Annotated in this window: 17 protein-coding genes; 14 read left to right on the forward strand and 3 right to left on the reverse strand. The window is 71.9% G+C overall.

Going from position 1 to position 21,970, the window contains the following annotated elements:
• Window positions 1-50: 50 nt before the first annotated feature.
• The 3 genes from J2X26_RS13260 to rbfA all read left to right on the forward strand — a co-directional run bounded on the left by J2X26_RS13260 (window position 51) and on the right by rbfA (window position 3,866).
• Complete coding sequence (locus tag J2X26_RS13260) at window positions 51-329, forward strand: YlxR family protein (RefSeq protein WP_307492925.1); 279 nt, start codon at window positions 51-53, stop codon at window positions 327-329.
• Window positions 330-477: 148 nt separating this feature from the next.
• Entirely contained in the window at window positions 478-3,351 is a 2,874-nt protein-coding gene (infB, locus tag J2X26_RS13265; RefSeq protein WP_307492927.1) for a translation initiation factor IF-2, read from the forward strand.
• Between the two features lie 77 nt (window positions 3,352-3,428).
• A complete protein-coding gene (rbfA, locus tag J2X26_RS13270) occupies window positions 3,429-3,866 on the forward strand; it encodes a 30S ribosome-binding factor RbfA (RefSeq protein WP_307492929.1) in 438 nt (145 codons plus the stop codon).
• A 57-nt stretch (window positions 3,867-3,923) separates the two neighbouring features.
• Here the strand turns inward: rbfA and J2X26_RS13275 are convergent, their stop codons facing one another.
• Window positions 3,924-5,360, reverse strand: a complete 1,437-nt coding sequence (locus J2X26_RS13275; RefSeq protein ID WP_307492931.1) for an MFS transporter — start codon at window positions 5,358-5,360, stop codon at window positions 3,924-3,926.
• A 73-nt stretch (window positions 5,361-5,433) separates the two neighbouring features.
• Between J2X26_RS13275 and J2X26_RS13280 the strand changes: the two genes are divergently transcribed.
• The 11 genes from J2X26_RS13280 (at window position 5,434) to J2X26_RS13330 (ending at window position 20,779) form a co-directional block, all read left to right on the forward strand.
• Window positions 5,434-6,027: a TetR/AcrR family transcriptional regulator gene (locus J2X26_RS13280; RefSeq protein ID WP_307492933.1), complete on the forward strand. Its 594-nt coding sequence runs from the start codon at window positions 5,434-5,436 to the stop codon at window positions 6,025-6,027.
• Window positions 6,024-6,968: a tRNA pseudouridine(55) synthase TruB gene (gene truB, locus J2X26_RS13285; protein ID WP_307492934.1), complete on the forward strand. Its 945-nt coding sequence runs from the start codon at window positions 6,024-6,026 to the stop codon at window positions 6,966-6,968. Before J2X26_RS13280 ends, truB begins: the two co-directional genes overlap by 4 nt.
• Window positions 6,969-7,096: 128 nt before the next feature.
• A complete protein-coding gene (locus J2X26_RS13290; RefSeq protein WP_307492936.1) occupies window positions 7,097-10,393 on the forward strand; it encodes a glycoside hydrolase family 9 protein in 3,297 nt (1,098 codons plus the stop codon).
• Window positions 10,394-10,513: 120 nt separating this feature from the next.
• Window positions 10,514-11,512: a bifunctional riboflavin kinase/FAD synthetase gene (locus J2X26_RS13295; protein WP_307492938.1), complete on the forward strand. Its 999-nt coding sequence runs from the start codon at window positions 10,514-10,516 to the stop codon at window positions 11,510-11,512.
• Between the two features lie 128 nt (window positions 11,513-11,640).
• On the forward strand, window positions 11,641-11,910 hold the full coding sequence (rpsO, locus tag J2X26_RS13300; RefSeq protein WP_055922151.1) for a 30S ribosomal protein S15: 270 nt from the start codon (window positions 11,641-11,643) through the stop codon (window positions 11,908-11,910).
• Between the two features lie 223 nt (window positions 11,911-12,133).
• Complete coding sequence (locus J2X26_RS13305) at window positions 12,134-14,383, forward strand: polyribonucleotide nucleotidyltransferase (protein ID WP_307492942.1); 2,250 nt, start codon at window positions 12,134-12,136, stop codon at window positions 14,381-14,383.
• 2 nt (window positions 14,384-14,385) lie between these two features.
• Window positions 14,386-15,732 (forward strand): M16 family metallopeptidase, encoded by a 1,347-nt coding sequence (locus J2X26_RS13310; RefSeq protein ID WP_307492944.1) that lies wholly within the window; start codon window positions 14,386-14,388, stop codon window positions 15,730-15,732.
• A 124-nt stretch (window positions 15,733-15,856) separates the two neighbouring features.
• Window positions 15,857-18,673 (forward strand): beta-L-arabinofuranosidase domain-containing protein, encoded by a 2,817-nt coding sequence (locus J2X26_RS13315; RefSeq protein ID WP_307492946.1) that lies wholly within the window; start codon window positions 15,857-15,859, stop codon window positions 18,671-18,673.
• A 38-nt stretch (window positions 18,674-18,711) separates the two neighbouring features.
• On the forward strand, window positions 18,712-19,539 hold the full coding sequence (locus J2X26_RS13320; protein ID WP_307492948.1) for a hypothetical protein: 828 nt from the start codon (window positions 18,712-18,714) through the stop codon (window positions 19,537-19,539).
• Between the two features lie 17 nt (window positions 19,540-19,556).
• A complete protein-coding gene (dapB, locus tag J2X26_RS13325) occupies window positions 19,557-20,312 on the forward strand; it encodes a 4-hydroxy-tetrahydrodipicolinate reductase (RefSeq protein WP_307492950.1) in 756 nt (251 codons plus the stop codon).
• A gap of 2 nt (window positions 20,313-20,314) precedes the next feature.
• Window positions 20,315-20,779 carry a hypothetical protein gene (locus tag J2X26_RS13330; protein ID WP_307493182.1) on the forward strand — a complete coding sequence of 155 codons (465 nt, stop codon included), beginning with the start codon at window positions 20,315-20,317 and terminating at the stop codon, window positions 20,777-20,779.
• Here J2X26_RS13330 and J2X26_RS13335 read toward each other — a convergent pair.
• The gene (locus J2X26_RS13335; RefSeq protein WP_307492951.1) at window positions 20,776-21,342 is read right to left on the reverse strand and encodes a GNAT family N-acetyltransferase; all 567 of its coding nucleotides are present in this window, start codon (window positions 21,340-21,342) and stop codon (window positions 20,776-20,778) included. The genes J2X26_RS13330 and J2X26_RS13335 overlap by 4 nt on opposite strands.
• Window positions 21,342-21,968 carry a TIGR00645 family protein gene (locus J2X26_RS13340; protein ID WP_307492954.1) on the reverse strand — a complete coding sequence of 209 codons (627 nt, stop codon included), beginning with the start codon at window positions 21,966-21,968 and terminating at the stop codon, window positions 21,342-21,344. The genes J2X26_RS13335 and J2X26_RS13340 overlap by 1 nt, the downstream gene beginning before the upstream one ends.
• Between the last annotated feature and the right edge of the window lie 2 nt (window positions 21,969-21,970).

Consider the following 21,970-nt stretch of genomic DNA (forward strand, 5'->3'; position numbering starts at 1 on the left):
TCCTCCCGTCGAGCCGGCGGACCCCACAGACACCCGAACGTGTCTCTGGCATGGGTCCGCTCCGCACGTGCGTGGGGTGCCGAGCCACCGGCCCGAGGTCAGCCCTGCTGAGGGTGGTCGCTGTCACTGAGAGCACAGTCGAGCTCGTCGTGGACGTCGACCGCACGATGCCGGGCAGGGGGGCATGGCTGCACCCCGATCCTGGATGTCTCGAGAAGGCCGAACGCCGCCGAGCGTTCGGGCGCGCCCTGCGAGTTGCGGGGCAGCCCGGAACGAGCGCGGTGCACCGGCACCTCGAGGAGCAGCAGGAGCAGGACGTCGCCGGGTAGTTCCCGGTGGCGAGGCCGATCGTCGATACGGAAAGCGGGTTGGAAGCCGATGGCTGCCCGATGAGCACGCACCGATGAGTACCCAGCGATGAGTACCCAGCACTAACGACGGTCCGACCCTGTCCGGGCGGACCGAGACAGGAGAGATGTGGCCAAGGTCCGCGTCTACGAGCTCGCCAAAGAGCTCGGGGTCGACAGCAAGACCATCATGACCAAGCTGAACGAGTTCGGAGAGTTCGTCCGTTCGGCATCCTCGACCATCGAACCGCCGGTCGTCCGCAAGCTGCGGGACACCTACCCGGTCGGTGGCGGAGGTTCAACCCCCGCAGCAGCACCCGCCCCGAAGGCACCGGCACGCCCGGCGCCCGCCCCGGCGGCCGCTGCTCCCTCAGCACCCGCACCCGCTGCACCGGTCGAGGCCCCCCGGCCCGCGCCTGCAGCAGCTGCGCCTGCCGCGCCGGCTGCCCCCGCAGCCCCGGCTCCGGCAACCCCCTCTCCGGCACGTCCGGCACCCGCGCGCCCGGCCCCGGCCGCCGCGCAGGCTCCTGCTGCCGCTGCTCCGGCCAGCCCTGCTGTCCGTCCCGGTCCGCGTCAGGCCCCGCCTGCCGCACGCCCGGGCAACAACCCCTTCGCTCCGTCCCAGGGCATGCCTCGCCAGGGCGAGCGCCCCGGTGGTGGCGGTCCCCGTCCGCCGCGTCCGGGCAACAACCCGTTCGCGCCGTCGCAGGGCATGCCGCGTCCGGGCGACCGTGACCGTCGTCCCGCCGCCGAGGGTGCTCCGGCCGCCTCGGCCGGCGAGCGTCCGGGCGGTCCCCGTCCCGGTGGTCCCCGTCCCGGTGGTCCGCGTCCCAACCCGGGCATGATGCCGGGCAAGACGTCCAGCGGTGTCGGTCGTCCGGGCGAGCGTCCTGCCGGCCCCGGTGGCCGTGGCGGTCCCGGCGGTGCCGGTGGCGGTGCGCGCGGCGGTTACGCCGGTCGTCCCGGTGGCGGCGGCGGCGCGCCCGGTGGCGCTCCCGGTGGCGGCGGCGGTTTCGCCGGTCGTCCCGGTGGCGGTGGCGGTCGTCCCGGCGGTGCCGGTCGCGGCAGCACGCAGGGTGCCTTCGGTCGCGCGGGCGGTCGTCCCGTCCGTGGCCGCAAGTCGAAGCGTGCGAAGCGTCAAGAGTTCGAGCAGATGCAGGCCCCCTCGCTGGGTGGCGTGCAGGTTCCTCGCGGAAACGGCAAGACCGTCGTCCGCCTGCGCCACGGCTCGTCGCTGAACGACTTCGCCGACAAGATCGACGCCAACCCGGCCGCGCTGGTCACCGTGCTCTTCCACCTCGGTGAGATGGCCACGGCGACGCAGTCGCTGGACGAGGACACGTTCGGCACGCTGGCCGAGGAGCTCGGCTACATCATCGAGATGGTGTCGGCCGAGGAGGAGGACCGCGAGCTGCTCGGGGCCTTCGACATCGACCTGGACGCCGAGCTCGAGGCCGAGGGCGACGACGACCTGACGGCGCGTCCGCCTGTCGTCACCGTCATGGGTCACGTCGACCACGGAAAGACCAAGCTCCTCGACGCCATCCGTCAGACGGACGTCGTCGCGGGCGAGGCCGGCGGGATCACCCAGCACATCGGCGCCTACCAGGTGCACACCGTGCACGAGGGCATCGACCGTGCCGTCACGTTCATCGACACCCCGGGCCACGAGGCGTTCACCGCCATGCGTGCCCGTGGTGCGCAGGTGACCGACATCGCGATCCTCGTGGTCGCAGCCGACGACGGCGTGATGCCGCAGACCATCGAGGCGCTCAACCACGCCCAGGCGGCCGGCGTCCCGATCGTGGTCGCGGTCAACAAGGTGGACAAGGAGGGGGCCAACCCCGACAAGATCCGCCAGCAGCTCACCGAGTACAACCTGGTGGCCGAGGAGTACGGCGGCGACACGATGTTCGTCGACGTCTCCGCGAAGCAGAACGTCGGCATCGACCAGCTGCTCGAGGCGGTCCTCCTCACGGCGGACGCGGCCCTCGACCTGCGGGCCAACGCCGACAAGGACGCTCGTGGCGTCGCCATCGAGGCGAACCTCGACAAGGGCCGCGGTGCCGTCGCGACGGTGCTCGTGCAGTCCGGCACGCTGAACGTCGGCGACTCGATCGTCGCCGGTACCGCGTACGGCCGTGTCCGCGCGATGTTCGACGAGCACGGTGAGCCGGTCCTCGTGGCCGGTCCGTCGCGCCCCGTCCAGGTGCTCGGCCTGACCTCGGTGCCCCGCGCCGGCGACACGTTCATCGTGGCTCCGGACGACCGCACCGCGCGTCAGATCGGCGAGAAGCGCGAGGCGGCCGAGCGTGCCGCCCTCCTGGCCAAGCGTCGCAAGCGCATCAGCCTCGAGGACTTCACGCAGGCGCTCCAGCAGGGCAAGGTCGAGACCCTCAACCTGGTCCTCAAGGGCGACGTGTCGGGTGCCGTCGAGGCGCTCGAGGACGCACTGCTCAAGATCGACGTGGGCGAGGAGGTCGAGCTGCGCGTCATCCACCGTGGGGTGGGTGCCATCACGCAGAACGACGTCAACCTGGCCACCGTCGACTCGGCGATCATCATCGGCTTCAACGTCAAGTACGCGGAGCGCGTCGAGGAGCTGGCGGACCGCGAGGGCGTCGACGTGCGCTTCTACTCGGTCATCTACCAGGCGATCGACGACGTCGAGGCGGCCCTCAAGGGCATGCTCAAGCCGGAGTACGAGGAGGTGCAGCTCGGTTCCGCCGAGGTGCGCGAGGTCTTCCGGTCGTCGAAGTTCGGCAACATCGCCGGCTCGATCGTCCGGTCGGGCCTCATCCGACGGAACACGAAGGCGCGCGTCACGCGTGGCGGCAAGGTCGTCGGCGACAACCTGACGATCGAGTCGCTCAAGCGGTTCAAGGACGACGCCACGGAGGTCCGCGAGGGCTTCGAGTGCGGTATCGGCCTCGGCTCGTTCAACGACGTCGAGATCGGCGACACCATCGAGACCTGGGAGATGCGCGAGAAGCCTCGCGCCTGACCCCAGTGATCACGCCCGCGGGGCGGGCGAGGAATCCTCCTCGCCCGCCCCGCGGTCTCTCCCGAGAAAGGAATGCCATGGCGGACACAGCCCGCGCCCGCAAGCTCAGCGAGCGCATCCAGCAGGTCGTCGCGCAGATGCTCGACACCCGGATCAAGGACCCGCGCCTGGGCTTCGTCACGGTCACCGACGTACGCGTCACCGGTGACCTCCAGCACGCCGACGTCTTCTACACGGTGCTCGGCGACGACGCCGCACGCACCGACACCGCTGCCGCGCTGGAGAGCGCGAAGGGGATCATCCGCTCCGAGGTGGGCAAGCAGACCGGCATCCGGCTGACCCCGTCGCTGGACTTCCACCTCGACGCGCTGCCGGACACCTCGGCCCAGCTGGACGCCGCGCTGCTCGAGGCGGCTCGCCGGGACCGCGAGGTTGCCGCACTCGCCGCGCAGGCGAGCTTCGCGGGCGACGCGGACCCGTACAAGAAGGCCGACGAGGACGCGTCGGACGACTGAACCCCACGCACACGACGGCGCCCCCTGGAGATCCAGGGGGCGCCGTCGTGTGCTGCGTCAGACGCGTTGACGTCCCGTCTCGCGGGGCATCCACACCAGGACCATGAGTGCCCCGAGCGCCACCACCACGGCGGCGACGAGGGCCGCCGGCTGGAGCCCTGCCACGTAGCCGTCGGGGGTCAGGGTGCCGTCCGACGCGGTGAACACCGCGACGAGGGCCGCGACGCCCAGCGCTCCGCCGATCTCGCGGATCGTGGAGTTGACCGAGCTGGCGGTGCCGTGGTCGTCGGGCGCCATGTCGAAGAGCACGGCCGTCGCGCTCGGTGCGAAGGTCAGACCCATGCCGATGCCGGCCAGGGCGAGCCCGGGCACGAGGTCGGCGTACACGAGCCCGTCGGTGGAGACGATGAGTCCCTGCCACGCCAGTCCCGCGGCCTGCAGGGCGAGCCCCGCGGCGAGCAGCGGGCGGACGCCGACGCGGGGGGCGAGCATCCCGGCGATCGGCGCGAAGATCATCGGCGCGGCGGTCCACGGCAGCGTGCGGATGCCGGCCTCCAGAGGCGTGAAGCCCATGCCGATCTGCAGGTACTGGGCCAGCAGGAAGACGAGGCCGAAGACGCCGAACGAGAACACGAGCGCGCTCCCGTTGGCCACCGCGAAGGACCGCACCCGGAACAGCCGCAGCGGGATCAGCGGGTGGTCGGTGTGCTGCTCACGGAGCAGGAACGCGCCGAGCAGGAGGGCGCCGAGCAGCATGCCGCCGACCACGGTGACCGAGCCCCAGCCGTCGTCGTTGCCGCGGATGATCGCCCAGACGAGCGAGAGGATGCCGGCACCCGCCAGGGCAAGCCCGGCGAGGTCGAGCGGCTGGCGTCGGCCGTGCGACTCGGGCAGCGCCCAGAGGACCAGCGGGACGGCGACGACGGCGACCGGCACGTTGATCCAGAAGATCGCCTCCCACGAGATCCCGTCGACCACGGCGCCGCCGATGACGGGTCCGAGCGCGACGCCCAGCCCGGAGACGCCGCCCCAGATCCCGATCGCCATCGCCCGCCGGGCCGCAGGGACCGCGCCGGCGAGCAGGGTGAGGGACAGCGGCATGATCGCCGCGGCGCCGGCGCCCTGCACCGCGCGGGCGGCGATGAGCATCTCGGCGCTCGTGGCCAGCGCGGACGCGATCGAGGCGAGCGCGAACACGACGATGCCGGCGACGAACACCCGGCGCCGTCCCCACCGGTCACCCAGGGTCGCGGCGGCGATCATCAGGGTGGCGAAGCTGAGCGTGTAGGCGTTCACCATCCACTGCAGCTGCTCGAGGGTGGCCGACAGCTCGGTGCGCAGGACGGGCAGTGCGGTGGTCATGACGAGGTTGTCGAGAGTGGCCATGAACATCGGGACGGAGGCGGCGACGAGCGCGACGGCGGTGCCTCGGCGCCGCCCCACGGGAGGTGGCGCGACGGGCAGCCCGGCCGGTGCCGGCATCGTGACGGTCACGAGGGTCTCCTTGTTGGCATTGATTGATTACTAACAAGAGCGACCGTAGGCATTGGCTGATAACATGTCAACCATGTCTCAGGAGCAGCTCATCGACTGGACGGCGAAGAAGCCGACCCCGCGCATGTCCGGCACCCAGCGGCGTGCCGAGATCCTGGTCGCCGCCCGCAAGGTGTTCGCCGAGCGCGGGTACGCGGCCAGCACGGACGAGGTGGCGCGCGCCGCAGGCGTGTCGCAGCCGTACGTGGTGCGGCTGTTCGGTACCAAGCTCGAGCTCTTCCTCGCGGCGTACTCCGAGGCCAGCGCCCAGATCCTCGAGACGCTCGGCGCCGTTCCGGCGGGGCCCGAGGCGGGCCACGCGATGGGCGACGCGTACGTCAGCCTCCTGGCGGACCGCGACCTGCTGCGCCTGGTCATGCACGGGTTCATCGCCGGTGCCGACGAGGAGGTGGGCCGCGTCGCACGACACACGCTGGGGGAGGCGTTCCGCCTGTTCCGGGAGCGGTCCGGTGCCGACGACGAGACCGCCCGCGCGTTCGTCGCGCAGGGGATGCTGATCAACGTGCTCCTCGCGGTCGACGCCCTGGCGCACCGCGGCGAGGACGGCGGCCTCGACGCGCTCGTGCAGTGCGTGCAGGACGGCATCGCCGAGCGGCGCACCGCGTGACGCGCTCGGCCGAGCAGGGGCCCAGGCGGCCTACCGCCGCTGACGGCGTCGTCGTCGTCGACAAGCCCGCCGGGTGGACCAGCCATGACGTCGTGGCCCGCATGCGCCGGCTGGCGAGCACCCGCAAGGTCGGGCACGCGGGCACGCTCGACCCGATGGCGACCGGCGTGCTCGTGGTGGGCATCGGCCGCGCGACGAGGTTGCTGACCTACATCGTCGGCGCCGACAAGGAGTACACCGCGACCGTCCGGCTCGGGGTCGCGACGACGACCGACGACGCCGAGGGGGAGGCCCTGGCGGTCGTCGACGCCTCGGGCGTGACGCGGGCAGACGTCGTCGCGGGAGCGGCCGTCCTCACCGGCGCGATCCAGCAGGTGCCCAGTGCCGTCTCCGCCATCAAGGTCGACGGTCAGCGGGCGTACGCCCGGGTCCGCGCGGGCGAGGACGTCGAGCTGGCGGCGCGCCCCGTCACCGTCAGCCGGTTCGACGTGCACGACGTGCGCCCGGCCCGCACCGACGACGGGTCGCCGGTGCTCGACGTCGACGTGACCGTCGTGGTCTCGTCGGGAACCTACGTCCGCGCCCTCGCCCGCGACCTGGGTGCCGGGCTCGGCGTCGGCGGCCACCTGACGGCGCTGCGGCGGACGCGGGTCGGCGGCTACGGGCTCGACGTGGCCCGGTCGCTGGACGACCTCGGTGCCCTGCCGATGGACGAGCCGATCGACGTGGTGTCGCTGGCCGACTCGGCGCGCGCCACGTTCCCGGTGCGGGACCTCACCGCCGCCGAGGCCCGCGCGCTGTCCTACGGGCAGTCCATCGCGGTGGTCGAGGATGCGCCGGGGACGACGGTCGCGGGGATCGACCCGGCCGGCGAGCTCGTCGCGCTGCTCGAGGAGCGGGGCGGCACGATCCGGCCGGCTCTGGTGTTCGCGCCCGCCTGAGCACAGGTACCTCGTCCGGGCGAATCGTTTCGAGGCTCTTCCGAAATGTCTGGTTCGAGGGCTACCCTGCGCGGAGCGTCATCGGCGCCCCACAGGGTCGTGGGAGCGCTCCTACCTAGGGAGACACCGTGGTTTCTCGTCGTACCTGGCGCACCAGCGCCGCCTTGACCGCTACAGCCGCGCTCGTGCTCGTGGGGATCGCACCCGCGGTGGCCGACGTGCCGGCCGAGTCCTTCGACGACGGCCCAGGGGCCTGGGTCGCCTACGGGCACGAGGGGGCGATCGACACCAGCGGCGGCGCCTTCTGCGTCGACGTGCCCGCGGGCTCCGCGCAGTACGGGGTCGGCGTCCTGCTCAACGGCGTCGAGGTCGAGCAGGGGACGACGTACACGCTCGCGTTCTCGGCGTCCGCGACGACGGACGTCACCGTCCGTGCGCTCGTCGGCCAGAACGGCCCCCCCTACGGGACGGTGCTGGACAGGAGCCCCGCCCTGACCTCGGAGCCCACGGACTTCTCCTACGAGTTCACCGCGGGCGACAGCTACCCCGCGACCGCCACCCCGGACGAGCCCGAGGGCCAGATCGCCTTCCAGCTCGGCGGCTTCAGCCCGGACGCCTGGACGTTCTGCCTGGACGACGTGTCGCTGTCCTCCGACGTCGAGCTCCTGCCGCACACGTCCTTCGCCGAGTCGCTCGGGCCGTGGGGCCTGTACGGCGGCTCGGACCCCGTGTTCGCCGACGGGGGCTTCTGCACCACCCTGCCCGGCGGGCAGACCAACCCCTGGGACGCGGGCCTGGCCTTCACCGGGATCCCGGTCGAGGAGGGTCAGAACTACGTCCTGACCTTCACCGCCAAGGCGACGCCGGACACCCCGGTGCGCGTGATCGTCGGCGAGGGCGGCGGTGCGTACCGGACCACGTTCGAGCAGGCTTCCGTGCCGCTGACCAGCGAGCTGACCACGTACACGTACCCGTTCACGGCGAACCTCACGTTCCCCGCCGACGGCGCGGCGCCCGGCCAGCTGGCCTTCCACCTGGGGAAGACGACCGGGTACGAGTTCTGCATCACCGACGTGTCGCTGCGCACCACCGCGGCACCGCCGCCGCCGTACGAGCCCGAGACCGGGCCCCGGGTGCGCGTCAACCAGGTCGGCTACGTGCCCGAGGGCCCGAAGCGCGCGACCCTCGTGACCGAGTCGACCGAGGCGCTGGCGTGGGAGCTGCACGACGCGGGCGACGCCGTCGTGGCGAGCGGGACGACCACGCCCGAGGGCACGGACGACTCGACCGACCTCAACGTCCACGTCATCGACTTCTCGGACGTGACCACGGCCGGTGCCGGCTACACGCTCGTCGCCGACGGCGAGACGAGCCGCCCGTTCGACATCGACGCGGACCTCTACCAGCAGCTCCGCCAGGACGCGCTCGACTACTTCTACCTCGCTCGTTCGGGCACGCCGATCGACGGCGCGATCGTCGGCGAGGAGTACGCCCGTGAGGCCGGGCACGTCGGGGTCGCACCCAACCAGGGCGACACCGAGGTGCCGTGCATCGGTCCGCGTGACTACTACGACGGCTGGACCTGCGACTACACGCTCGACGTCTCGGGCGGCTGGTACGACGCGGGCGACCACGGCAAGTACGTGGTCAACGGCGGCATCTCGGTGGCGCAGCTGCTCGGCACCTACGAGCGGACCCTGACGGCGTGGACGGCGACGCCGGGGGCTCTCGGCGACGGCACCCTCGACCTGCCCGAGCACGGCAACGGCGTTCCCGACGTGCTGGACGAGGCGCGCTGGGAGCTCGAGTGGATGCAGAAGATGATCGCGCCCTCCGGCGAGTATGCCGGGATGGTGCACCACAAGGTCCACGACGAGGGTTGGACTGGCCTGCCGCTGGCTCCTGCGGACGACCCGCAGGTGCGCTCGCTGCACCGGCCGTCCACGGCTGCGACGCTCAACGTCGCCGCGGTGGCCGCGCAGGGTGCCCGCCTGTTCCGCGAGTACGACGCCGCGTTCGCCGACTCCCTGCTGGCGACGGCGCGGTCGACCTGGGCCGCGGCGCTCGAGCACCCGGCCGTCTTCGCACCCGCCGCGGCGGGTGCCGACGGTGGTGGCCCGTATGACGACTCCGTGGTCACGGACGAGTTCTACTGGGCGGCCGCGGAGCTGTTCCTCACCACGGGTGAGGACGCGTTCGAGCAGTACGTCCTCACCAGCCCGCAGCACACCGCGGACGTGTTCACGGCCGGCGGGTTCAACTGGGGCAGCGTCGCGGCACTCGGCCGCATGGACCTGGCCACGGTGCCGAACGACCTGCCCGGCCTCGACGAGGTCAAGGCGTCCGTCGTCGCCGGTGCGGACGAGTACGTCGCCAGCCAGGCGGCGCACCCGTTCGGCTCGGTCTACTCGCCCACCTCGGGCACGTACGACTGGGGCTCCAGCTCCTCGGTGACGAACAACCTGGTCGTTCTCGGCGTGGCGTTCGACCTCACCGGTGACGCGACGTACAGCCGCGCGGTGCTCGAGGGCATGGACTACCTGCTGGGCCGCAACGGCCTCAACCAGTCCTACGTGACCGGGTGGGGCGAGGTGGCCTCGCACCAGCAGCACAGCCGCTGGTTCGCGAACTCCCTCGACCCGGGTCTGCCGGAGCCGCCTCCGGGCTCGCTGGCGGGCGGCCCGAACTCGATCACCGGAACGTGGGACCCGACGATGCAGTCGACGTTCACCCAGGGCTGCGCTCCGGCGATGTGCTACCTCGACGTCATCTCCTCCTGGGCGTCCAACGAGATCACGATCAACTGGAACTCGTCGATGTCCTGGGTGGCGTCGTTCGTCGCCGACCTGGGTGCCGGTGCGCCGGTGCAGGTGGCCCCGGCCATCACGGCGCAGCCCGCGTCCGTGACGGCAGCCTTCGGCTCGACGGCGTCGTTCACCGCGACGGCGTCCGGCACACCCACGCCGACGGTGCAGTGGCAGGTCCAGCAGGCCGGGCCGTGGCAGGACGTCGTCGGTGCCACGTCGACCACGCTCGACGTGGTCGTCTCCGCCAACGCCCGGTACCGCGCGGTGTTCACCAACGCGGCCGGCTCGGCGACGACGCAGGTGGCGACGCTGAAGGTGGCGAAGTCCGCCCCGGTCATCACCACGCACCCGGCGCCGGTCCGCGCCGCGCTCGGCACGACGGTGACCTTCACCGCGGCCGCCACCGGCTACCCGACGCCGACGGTCACCTGGCAGGTGCGCTGGTTCGGCAGCCCGTGGGTCACGGTGCCGGGTGCGAAGAGCACCACGCTCACGTTCAAGGCCACCGTGCTGAGCCTCGGCACGGAGTACCGAGCGGTCTTCAAGAACGCGGCCGGGACCACGGCGACGAACCCCGCCCGGCTCACGATCACGCTGCCGGGACACCCTCGGAGCTAGTCGTCACGCCCGGATGATCGCCCGGCGCGCGCCTCGATGGCGTGCGCCGGGTGGGCGGGATGGCAGGCTTGTCCGTCGAGCCCTCGATCGCAGGTGGGGCACGGACGACGAGGAGCAGGTGTGCAGGTCTGGAGGGAGCTGTCCGACGTGCCCGCGGACTTCGGTCCGTCGGTGGTGACGATCGGCAACTTCGACGGCGTCCACCGCGGTCATGTCAGCGTGCTGCGCCGGATGTGCGCCGACGCCGCGTCGGCCGGCGCGCAGGCGGTCGCGGTGACGTTCAGCCCGCACCCGCAGCAGGTGCACCGGCCGGACACCGCGCCGCCGCTCCTCACGGGCGACGCCGACCGCCTCGAGCTCCTCGAGCACACCGGTCTCGACGCCGTGCTCCTGCTGGAGTACACCCTGGAGTTCGCCCGGCAGACGCCCGAGGAGTTCGTCCGGCGGTACCTCGTGGACGTGCTGCACGCGCGCACGGTCGTGGTGGGGCGGGACGTACGGTTCGGCGCCGGCAACTCCGGAGACCTGTCCACCATGGTCGAGCTCGGGCGCGAGCACGGGTTCGAGGTCGAGGTCATCGACGACGTGACCCCCGCCGCGTCCGCCGATCCGGGCAGCGCCGAGGACCGCGCCGCAGACCCGCTGCGCCGACGCTGGTCCTCGACGTGGGTGCGCGAGCTCCTCGACGCCGGCGACGTCGTCCAGGCCGCGCGCGTGCTCGGCCGGCCGCACCGGGTACGCGGCACCGTCGTGCACGGTGACGCACGCGGCCGTGACCTGGGCTTCCCGACCGCCAACCTCGGACCCGACGCGACCGGCATGGTGCCCGCCGACGGCGTGTACGCCGGCTGGCTGCGTCGCGTCTCGGTCGACCCGGGCAGCGCAGACGCCGTCCTGCCCGCGGCCATCTCGATCGGCACCAACCCGACGTTCGACGGCGTCGAGCGCCGCGTCGAGGCCTACGTCCTCGATCGCACCGACCTCGACCTGTACGACGAGGTGGTGGTGCTGGAGCTGGTCGAACGGCTGCGGCCGACGCTGCGCTTCGACTCGGTCGACGACCTGGTCGTGCGGATGCACGAGGACGTCGACCGTACGCGCGAGGTCCTGCGCGCCTGAGCTCACCGGCGTCCGGAGCGACCTGCCGCCCCTGGTACGATGGTCGCTGCCGTACGAACGGCCGCGGACAGAGAGAGCCCGGGTGGACATGCCCCGGCGCACCGCGCAACGAGACAACCTGGAGAACCGTGCCGCTCGAAAGTGCCGTCAAGCAGTCCATCATGACCGAACACGCCACCCACGAGGGTGACACCGGTTCCCCCGAGGTCCAGATCGCGATGCTCACGCAGCGCATCAAGGACCTCACGGAGCACCTCAAGACCCACAAGCACGACCACCACAGCCGCCGCGGACTGCTGCTGCTCGTCGGTAAGCGTCGTCGCCTGCTGGGCTACCTCCAGAAGGTTGACATCAACCGCTACCGCAGCCTCATCGAGAAGCTCGGTCTGCGCCGATAACGCCTCGCACCAGCCCGGACCCGCTCAAGGGTCCGGGCTGGTGCCGCGTCGGGCCCCCACGGGCCCACCAGCACGACTGCACCACCAGCACCACCACACCGCGTCGGTCCGCTCGGTTCGGTCCTCGGTAGTGGCTTCCGGAAGCTCCGCGAGGGGAGTCCGGTGGCCTCGATCGAAGATCGCTCGCGGACGGCCGGCGCCTTCACCAAAGAGGAGGGCACCCGTGGAGGGTCCCGAGATCCAGTTCGCCGAGGCAGTGATCGACAACGGTCGCTTCGGCACCCGCACCGTCCGCTTCGAGACCGGCCGCATCGCCAAGCAGGCCGCCGGTGCCGCTGTCGCCTACCTGGACGGCGAGACGACGCTGCTCGCCGCCACCACGGCCGGCAAGCACCCGAAGGAGCAGTTCGACTTCTTCCCGCTGACGATCGACGTCGAGGAGCGGTCGTACGCGGCCGGCAAGATCCCCGGCTCGTTCTTCCGTCGCGAGGGTCGCCCCAGCACCGAGGCCATCCTCGCGTGCCGCCTGATCGACCGCCCGCTGCGCCCCCTGTTCGTCAAGGGCCTGCGCAACGAGGTCCAGGTCGTCATCACCGTGCTGTCGATCCACCCGGACGACTCCTACGACACGCTGGCCATCAACGCGGCGTCCATCTCGACGCAGCTGTCGGGCCTGCCGTTCTCCGGCCCCGTCGCCGGTGTGCGCATCGCGCTCATCGACAACCAGTGGGTCGCGTTCCCGCGGTACTCCGAGCGCGAGCGCGCCACGTTCGACATGGTCGTCGCCGGCCGCGTCGTGGGTGACGACGTCGCGATCGCCATGATCGAGGCCGAGGCGCCCGAGAAGTCCTGGAACCTCATCAAGTTCGAGGGTGGCACCGCCCCCACGGAGGAGATCGTGTCCCAGGGCATCGAGGCGGCCAAGCCGTTCATCAAGGTGCTCGTGCAGGCCCAGCAGGAGCTGGCGTCGAAGGCCGCCAAGGAGACCCAGGTCTTCCCGACGTTCCCCGACTACCAGGACGACGCGTACGCGGCCGTCGAGGGTGCCTCGACGCAGTCGCTGAGCGACGCGCTGAGCATCGCGGACAAGCAGAGCCGCGAGAACCGCCTCGACGAGCTCAAGGCCGAGGTCGTCGCGCAGCTCTCCGCGCAGTTCGAGGGCCGCGAGAAGGAGCTGTCCGCCGCGTACCGCTCGGTGCAGAAGAAGCTCATCCGCCAGCGCATCCTCACGGACGGCTTCCGCATCGACGGCCGCGGCCTGCGGGACATCCGCACGCTCTCGGCCGAGGTCGAGGTCCTGCCCCGCGTGCACGGCTCGGCGATCTTCGAGCGCGGCGAGACCCAGATCCTGGGTGTCACCACGCTGAACATGCTGCGCATGGAGCAGCAGCTCGACACGCTCTCCCCGGAGACGCGCAAGCGCTACATGCACAACTACAACTTCCCGCCCTACTCCACGGGCGAGACGGGTCGCGTCGGTTCGCCGAAGCGTCGCGAGATCGGCCACGGGGCGCTCGCCGAGCGTGCGCTCATGCCGGTGCTGCCCAGCCGCGAGGAGTTCCCGTACGCCATCCGCCAGGTCTCCGAGGCGCTGAGCTCCAACGGCTCGACGTCCATGGGCTCGGTCTGCGCCTCCACCCTGTCGCTGCTCAACGCCGGGGTGCCGCTGCGCGCGCCGGTCGCGGGCATCGCGATGGGCCTCGTCTCCGACACGGTGAACGGTGAGACCCGCTATGCGGCGCTCACGGACATCCTCGGTGCCGAGGACGCGTTCGGTGACATGGACTTCAAGGTCGCCGGAACCCGCGAGTTCGTCACGGCCATCCAGCTCGACACCAAGCTCGAGGGCATCCCCGCCTCGGTGCTGGCCGGCGCGCTGACGCAGGCCAAGGAGGCTCGCCTGGCGATCCTCGACGTCATCGCCGAGGCGATCGACGTGCCCGACGAGATGAGCCCGTTCGCTCCTCGCGTCATCACGGTGAAGGTGCCGGTCGACAAGATCGGCGAGGTCATCGGGCCGAAGGGCAAGATGATCAACCAGATCCAGGAGGAGACCGGCGCCGACATCTCCATCGAGGACGACGGCACGGTCTACATCGGCGCCACCGACGGTCCGTCGGCGGAGGCCGCGCGTGCGGCGATCAACGCGATCGCCAACCCGCACATGCCCGAGATCGGGGAGCGCTTCGTCGGCACGGTCGTCAAGACCACGACGTTCGGCGCGTTCATCTCGCTCTCGCCGGGCAAGGACGGTCTGCTGCACATCTCGCAGATCCGCAAGCTCGTCGGTGGTCGTCGCGTCGAGAACGTCGAGGACGTCCTGGCCGTGGGCCAGAAGGTCCAGGTCGAGATCGGCGAGATCGACCCGCGCGGCAAGCTGTCGCTGCACGCGGTCATCGACGAGGGCTCCGAGGGTGGGGACGCCGAGCAGGCTGCTCCCGCCGAGGACACGTCGCAGCCGGTCGACGCCTGACGATGCCTCTGGACCTCCCGCTCGTCCGCCCGGGTCAGCCCGGGGCCGAGCAGTCCGTCGGGCAGGACGGCGACGCCATCGTGCGTCGTTCCGTCCTGCCCGGCGGGGTCCGGGTGCTCACCGAGCACATGCCGGGCCTGCGTTCGGCGACCGTCGGCGCGTGGGTGGGGGTCGGCTCGCGCGACGAGTCCGACGGCCACCACGGCTCGACGCACTTCCTCGAGCACCTGCTGTTCAAGGGCACCGCACGCCGCACCGCGATGGACATCGCGGAGGCGTTCGACGCCGTCGGCGGTGAGGCCAACGCCGCCACCGGCAAGGAGCACACCTGCTACTACGCACGGGTGCTCGACACCGATCTCCCGATGGCGGTCGACGTCATCGCGGACATGGTCACGTCCGCGCGCCTGGACACCGACGAGCTCGAGACCGAGCGCGGCGTGATCCTCGAAGAGCTCGCGATGAACGACGACGACCCCAGCGACGTCGTCCACGAGCAGTTCGCCGCCGCCGTGCTGGGCGCCCACGCGCTGGGCCGGCCCATCGGCGGCACCCCCGACACCATCCGCGCCGTCCCGCGCGACGCCGTCTGGGAGCACTACCGCGAGCACTACCGGCCGTCGACGCTCGTCGTCACGGCCGCCGGCGGCGTGGACCACGACGTGCTGTGCGCCCAGGTCAACGAGGCGCTCACCACGGGCGGCTGGCCGCTGGACGCCGGTGCGGAGCCGCACAGCCGCCGGGTGCCGACCGACGTGGCGGTGCAGGCCGGGCAGGGCGGGATCCCCGCCGCGGGTGTCGAGCTGACGATCCGCCGGCACACCGAGCAGGCGAACGTCATCATCGGCGGCACCTCGCTCACCGCGACGGACCCGAAGCGGTTCACGCTCTCGGTCCTGAACGCCGTGCTCGGCGGGGGCATGTCGTCGCGTCTCTTCCAGGAGATCCGCGAGCGCCGCGGCCTGGCCTACTCCACGTACTCGTTCGCGTCCGGCCACGCCGACACCGGTGTCTTCGGCCTGTACGCGGGCTGCACGCCGGGCAAGGTCGACGAGGTCGTCGCGCTGATGGTCGCCGAGTGGGAGCGGATGGCCGATGCGCCGATCACGCAGGCCGAGCTCGAGCGGTCGATGGGACAGCTGGCCGGCGGGCTGGTGCTCGGCATGGAGGACTCCGGGTCGCGCATGAGCAGGCTCGGCAAGTCCGAGCTGGTGCACGGGTCCCTGCTGAGCATCGACGAGTCGCTCGACCTGATCCGTGCCGTGACCGTGCAGGACGTGCAGGACCTGGCGGCCGACCTGGCGTCGCGTCCGCGCTCGGTCGTGCGCGTGGGTCCCTTCGGGGACTGACCGAACCCCGCACCTGGTCCCCGTCGGCGTCGTCGCGCGCCGATCTGAGCATGCGAAGCGTTTCGGATTCTCCGGCAGGTGTACGCACGGCCGCGTACCGCCTAGCGTCGCTCCGGTACCAATTGTGAGCGCTAACATCACCTCGACGGAGAGGTTCGGCATGAACCCGGAGCCCGGACGACCCGAGTCCCCCCGACCGAGCACGTCGCTCTCCCGCCGACGGCTCCTGCAGCTGGCGGGCGTGGCTGGCCTCGCCGCCGCAGCGGGCCCGCAGCTGGGGCCGATCGCCCGGTCGCACGCCGCCGAGCTGGCGCAGGCCCGTGCCGAGATCGGCACCCGTGCCCGGCCCTTCGAGCTCGGCCAGGTGCGGCTGACCGCTAGCCGCTGGACGCAGAACCAGGACCGCACGCTCGCGTACCTGCGCAGCGTCGACGTCAACCGCTTGCTCTACAACTTCCGCGCCAACCACCGGCTGTCCACGCAGGGCGCCCAGGCGCTGGGCGGCTGGGAGGCTCCGAACTTCCCGTTCCGCACCCACAGCCAGGGCCACTTCCTCACGGCCTGGGCGCAGGCGTGGGCGGTGCTGGGCGACACGACGTGCCGCGACAAGGCCGCGACGATGGTGGCGGAGCTGGCGAAGTGCCAGGCCAACAACGGCGCCGCCGGGTTCACGACGGGGTACCTGTCCGGCTTCCCGGAGTCTGACTTCAACGCCGTCGAGACCGGGTCCGGCAACGTCTCGTACTACGCGATCCACAAGACGCTCGCCGGCCTGCTGGACGTCTGGCGGCTGCTGGGCAGCACGCAGGCGCGCGACGTCCTGCTGCGGTTCGCGGGCTGGGTGGACGCTCGCACCGGCCGGCTGTCGCAGTCGCAGATGCAGGTCGCCCTGCGGGTCGAGTTCGGCGGCATGAACGCGGTCTTCGCCGACCTCTACCTCATGACCAACGACCAGCGCTGGCTCACCGTGGCGCAGCGCTTCGACCACGCGTCGGTGTTCGACCCGCTCGCCTCCAACCGTGACCAGCTGAACGGCCTGCACGCCAACACGCAGGTGCCCAAGTGGGTCGGTGCCGCGCGCGAGTACAAGTCCACGGGCGCGACGCGGTACCGGGACATCGCCCGCAACGCCTGGGCCATCACGGTGGGCGCGCACACGTACGCGATCGGCGGCAACAGCGAGGCCGAGCACTTCCGTCCCCCGAACGCGATCTCGACGTACCTGGACAACGACACGGCCGAGCAGTGCAACACCTACAACATGCTCAAGCTCACGCGCGAGCTGTGGACTCTCGACCCCGACAACGCGGGTTACTTCGACTACTACGAGCGGGCGCTGCTCAACCACCTGCTCGGCGCGCAGAACCCGTCCGACTCGATGGGCGGGTTCTCCTACTTCACGCCGCTGCGTCCGGGCGGCCGGCGCGGCACGCCCTCCTCGGGCCCGGCCTGGGGCGGCGGCACGTTCTCCACGCCGTACACGACGTTCTGGTGCTGCCAGGGCACCGGGATCGAGACCAACACCAAGCTCATGGACTCGATCTACTTCTCCGAGGGCACCACGCTGACGGTCAACCTGTTCATGCCGTCCACCCTGACGTGGGCCGCCCGCAACGTGACGGTCACCCAGGCCACGTCGTACCCCGTCGGGGACACGACGACCCTGACGATCGGCGGGAGCCCGTCGGGGTCCTGGACGGTCCGGGTGCGTATCCCGGCCTGGGCCACGGGCGCCTCGCTGACCCTGAACGGAGCGGCGCTGGACGTCGCGGCCGCCCCGGGGTCGTACGCGTCTGTCACCCGAACCTGGGCCGCGGGCGACGCGCTCGCCCTCCGGCTGCCGATGAGTGTGCGGGTGGAGCCAACCAACGACGACGCCGGCACGGGGGCGGTCTTCTATGGTCCCACCCTGCTGTCCGGCAACTACGGCGACCGCACGCTGTCCGGCCCGCCGGCGCTGAACATCGCGTCCGTCACCCGCACCAGCACCACCTCGCTGGCGTTCACCGCGCAGGCCGACGGGCAGAACGTCGGGCTCGGCCCGTTCTACGACGCCCACGGCCACAACTACACCGTCTACTGGCGCACGGGCGGCCAGGGCGGTGGGGCCACGGGCTCGTCGGGCCCGTACCGCCTGGTGAACGTCGCCAGCGGCCTCGTGCTCGGCGTCTCGGGCATGTCCACCGCCGATGGCGGCCTGGCGCTGCAGTGGGGAGACAACGGGTCCGCCGACCACGACTGGCTGTTCGTGGCCGACGGCGACGCGCTCAAGCTCCGGAACGTGCACAGCAGCAAGGTGCTCGGCGTCGAGAACATGTCGACGACGGACGGCGCGCGCGTCCTGCAGTGGGGCGACACGGGCACGGCGGACCACCGCTGGGTGCTGGTGGATGCGGGCGACGGCACGCACCGCGTCCGCAACGTGCACACGTCGCGGGTCCTGGGACTGCAGGGGAACTCGACCGCGCAGGGGGCGCAGGCGGTCATGTCGGGAGACGACGGGAGCACGGACAACCGCTGGCGCGTCGTGCCCACGGGAGCCCGGCGCCTGCAGAACCGCAACAGCGGGCTCGTGCTCGGGGTCTCGGGCATGTCCACCGCCGACGGCGCGCTCGCCGTGCAGTGGGTCGACACCGGAACGGCGGACCACCTGTGGACGGCGACGCTCGGCAGCGACGGGCTGCTGCGGCTGCGCAACCAGCACACGGGCAAGGTGCTCGCGGTGGACGGCACGGGCAACGGCGGACGGGCTGTCTCCACCACGGACACGGGCTCGACCACCCAGCGGTGGCGGCTGCGGTACGGGTCGAACGGGTACTTCCGCCTCCAGAACGCGACCGGCCGCGTGCTGGGTGTGGATGCCATGTCCACCACGCAGGGTGCGCAGGCGCTCGTGTGGGACGACAACGGGACCGACGACCACCTGTGGAGGTTCGTCTGAGGCGCCCACCGGGGGTGCCGGGAGCGCGATGATGGGGCATGGCCCTCGACCAGGTCGTCTACCGGCGCTATGCGCCGCCGCCGAGTGCACGCGGGATCGTCGAGCACCTGTGGGTGGTGCGACTGCCCGCCGGTGCCGTGGAGCGCGAGGTGCTGCTGCCGGACGGGCACGGCCTCGTCACCGTGGCCGTCGGCACCCCCGGTGTGCACATCGACCCGCTCACGCAGCTGCGCATCCCGGACGCCAGCGGTGTCCGCGGGCTCGCCGACCGGGCGTTCGTCCGTGAGCAGCAGGGTCCGTCCGTCCGCCTCGGTGCCCAGCTCGACCCGGTGGCGCTCGCGCGGATGGGTGTCCACGCATCCGCCCACGAGCCCGTCGAGGTGTCGGCAGTGCTCGGTGCGGGGGTGGAGGAGGAGTGCGTGACCGCGCTGGGCCAGGGGCGCGACGCGGACGCGGCCGCGGCCCTTGGCGCGGCCCTCGCGGCGCACGCCGTGCCGGCGCCGGTCGGGTCGCCGCTGGAGGCACTCACCCCGGTGCTGCGCAGCGTCGTCGAGCAGCGCGGTCTGGTCCGCGCGTCGGACCTGGCCCGGGACGCCGACCTCGCGATCGGGGTCCTGCACCGGGAGGTCGTCCAGACGCTCGGGATCACCCCGGAGGCGTTCCTGGCGGCCGTGCGGTTCTCGGCCTTCGTCCGGGACGCCGTCGGGCCCGGTCCCGTCCGGCCGCAGGACGCGCTCGCCGTCCTGCAGTGGTACCTGCGGGCCGGCTATCCGCCCCGGGAGGTCGAGCGGTTCACCGGCCTCAGCCACGTGGAGCTGCGACGGCTGGAGACGGGCATCGCGGCGGCGCTCGGGCTCGCTGCCTGACGTTAGGGTTTCTCCTCGTGAGCGAGCGCATCAGGGTGGCCGTGCTGGGTGCGGCGGGACGCATGGGACAGACGGTCGTCCGCGCCGTGCAGGAGGCCCCCGACCTGGAGCTGGTCGCTGCGGTCGACGCCGACGCGGACCTGTCGGTGGTCGTCGACGCGGGTGCGCAGGTCGCGGTCGACTTCACGGTCCCGTCGGCGACCGAGGGCAACGTGCACGCGCTCGTCGACGCGGGGGTCCACCTGGTCGTCGGCACCACCGGCTGGGATGACGAGTCGTTGGCCCGCGTGCGGGACCACCTCGCCGACCGGCCCGGTGTCGGCGTCCTGGTCGCGCCCAACTTCGCGCTCGGTGCCGTGCTGGCCATGGCGTTCGCGGCGCGGGCTGCCCGCTGGTTCGAGTCCGTCGAGGTGATCGAGCTGCACCACCCCGACAAGGTCGACGCGCCGTCCGGGACCGCTCACCACACGGCCACGGCGATCGCTGCGGCGCGCGCCGCCGCCGCGCTGGGTCCTGTGCCGGACGCGACCACGCAGGCGCTCGACGGGGCTCGCGGAGCCGACGTCGAGGGGGTGCGGGTGCACTCCGTGCGGCTGCGCGGGCTCGTCGCTCACGAGGAGATCCTGCTGGGCAACGCCGGCGAGCAGCTGACCATCCGGCACGACTCGTTCGACCGCGTCAGCTTCATGCCCGGTGTCCTGCTGGCCGTGCGTCAGGTGGGCTCGCGACCCGGCCTGACCGTCGGGCTCGAGCAGCTGCTCGACCTGGCGTGACCGTGGCCGCCCGCTCCAGCCGTTCTCGCTGGACCTCCGTCGCCGCTGCCGTCGCGCTCACCGGGCTGCTCGGCCTGTACCTGTGGCTCGTCGCCACGCGCGCGACCGCCCTCATCCGCACCGGCGAACCCGTCGGGATCGGCCTGGGGATCGCCTTCTGGGTCCTGCCGCCGCTGGTGATCTGGCTGGTCGCGCGCGAGTGGCGGCTCGCGATCGACGTGCAGCGGATGGCCGACGAGCTTGCGGAGGCCGACGAGCTGCCTGTCGACGACCTGCCCCGGTCGCCCGGTGGGCGCATCGACCGCGCCGCTGCCCGCGAGGCCTTCGAGCCGGCGCGTGAGCGGGCCGAGGCGCAGCCCGACGACTGGCGGTCCTGGTACCTCCTCGCGTTCGCGTACGACGCGGCGGGGGACCGGCGGCGCGCCCGCGAGTCGCTGCGGACGGCCAGCCGGCTGCACCGGGCCTAGATCGAGGCGGACCAGCGGTGCTCGGTGACGGTGCGTGTCGACCCGTCGGGCATCCGGCCCGAGACCAGCTCGCGGACCACGTCGTCGGGGCCGAGACCGGCGGACGACAGGAACTGCGCACGCGCGTCGTCCCCGTCCAGCACCCAGGTGTGCACCTGGTCGGCGCCGTCCTCGCGGAGCGTGTCGACGGCCGCGGCGAGCAGCCGCGAGCCGTGGCCCACGCGCTGGTGCGCCGGCTCGACCTCGAGCGCGAGGATCGCACCGCCGGGGGCGTCGAACGGCCGGCTCTCCGGGGTCGGGACCGGGGCGACCGACACGACGCCGACGACGGTCGGACCGTCGCAGGCGACCAGCACGCGGTAGCCCGCCCCGGGCGGGGAGGAGACGGCCGACGCCCACTGCGCCTCGATCGCCGACGCGTCGAGCAGGTCCAGGGCGCCCTGGCCCAGGACCTCGACGTGGGACAGCTGCCACGCCTCGACCTGGATCCGGGCGATGGCGTGCTCGTCGCCGCGGATGGCGGGGCGGACCGAGACGTCGGCGTTCTCAGTGAACAGGGGCACTAGACAACGCTAACCGTCTCGCGCTGGTCGTCCGACGCCTTCGGCGGGTTCGTGACGGGCCCCCGAGCCTCGGCGACGACGGGTGCCGCCTTCGGCGGGTGCTTGGCCGAGATCTTGTCGATCCAGGCCAGGGCCACGGCGGACAGGATGAAGGCGAGGTGGATCGCGGTCTGCCACAGGAGCACCGCGTTGCCGTGCGGCTCCTCGAGGATGGCCTCGGCCCGGATGAAGCTGGCCAGCAGGTGGATCGACGAGATGCCGATGATCGACATCGCCAGCTTGGTCTTCAGCACGTTCGCGTTGACGTGCGAGAGCCACTCCGGCTGGTCGGGGTGGTCGTCGAGCTTGATCCGGGACACGAACGTCTCGTACCCGCCGATGATCACCATGATCAGCAGGTTCGCGATCATCACGACGTCCACCAGCCCGAGCACGGCGAGCATGATCGCGGACTCGTCCATCCCGCCGTGGAAGAACACCTCGGAGAAGATGTGGCCGAGCTCGACCATGAACTGCCAGACGTAGATCGCCTGGGCGACGATCAGTCCGAGGTACAGGGGGACCTGGAGCCAGCGGGAGAAGAAGATCAACGAACCGAGCGAGCTGCGCTGGGCGGGAGTGGCCACGG

It is taken from the genome of Cellulomonas humilata, from assembly GCF_030814415.1.
Taxonomy (GTDB): domain Bacteria; phylum Actinomycetota; class Actinomycetes; order Actinomycetales; family Cellulomonadaceae; genus Cellulomonas; species Cellulomonas humilata_A.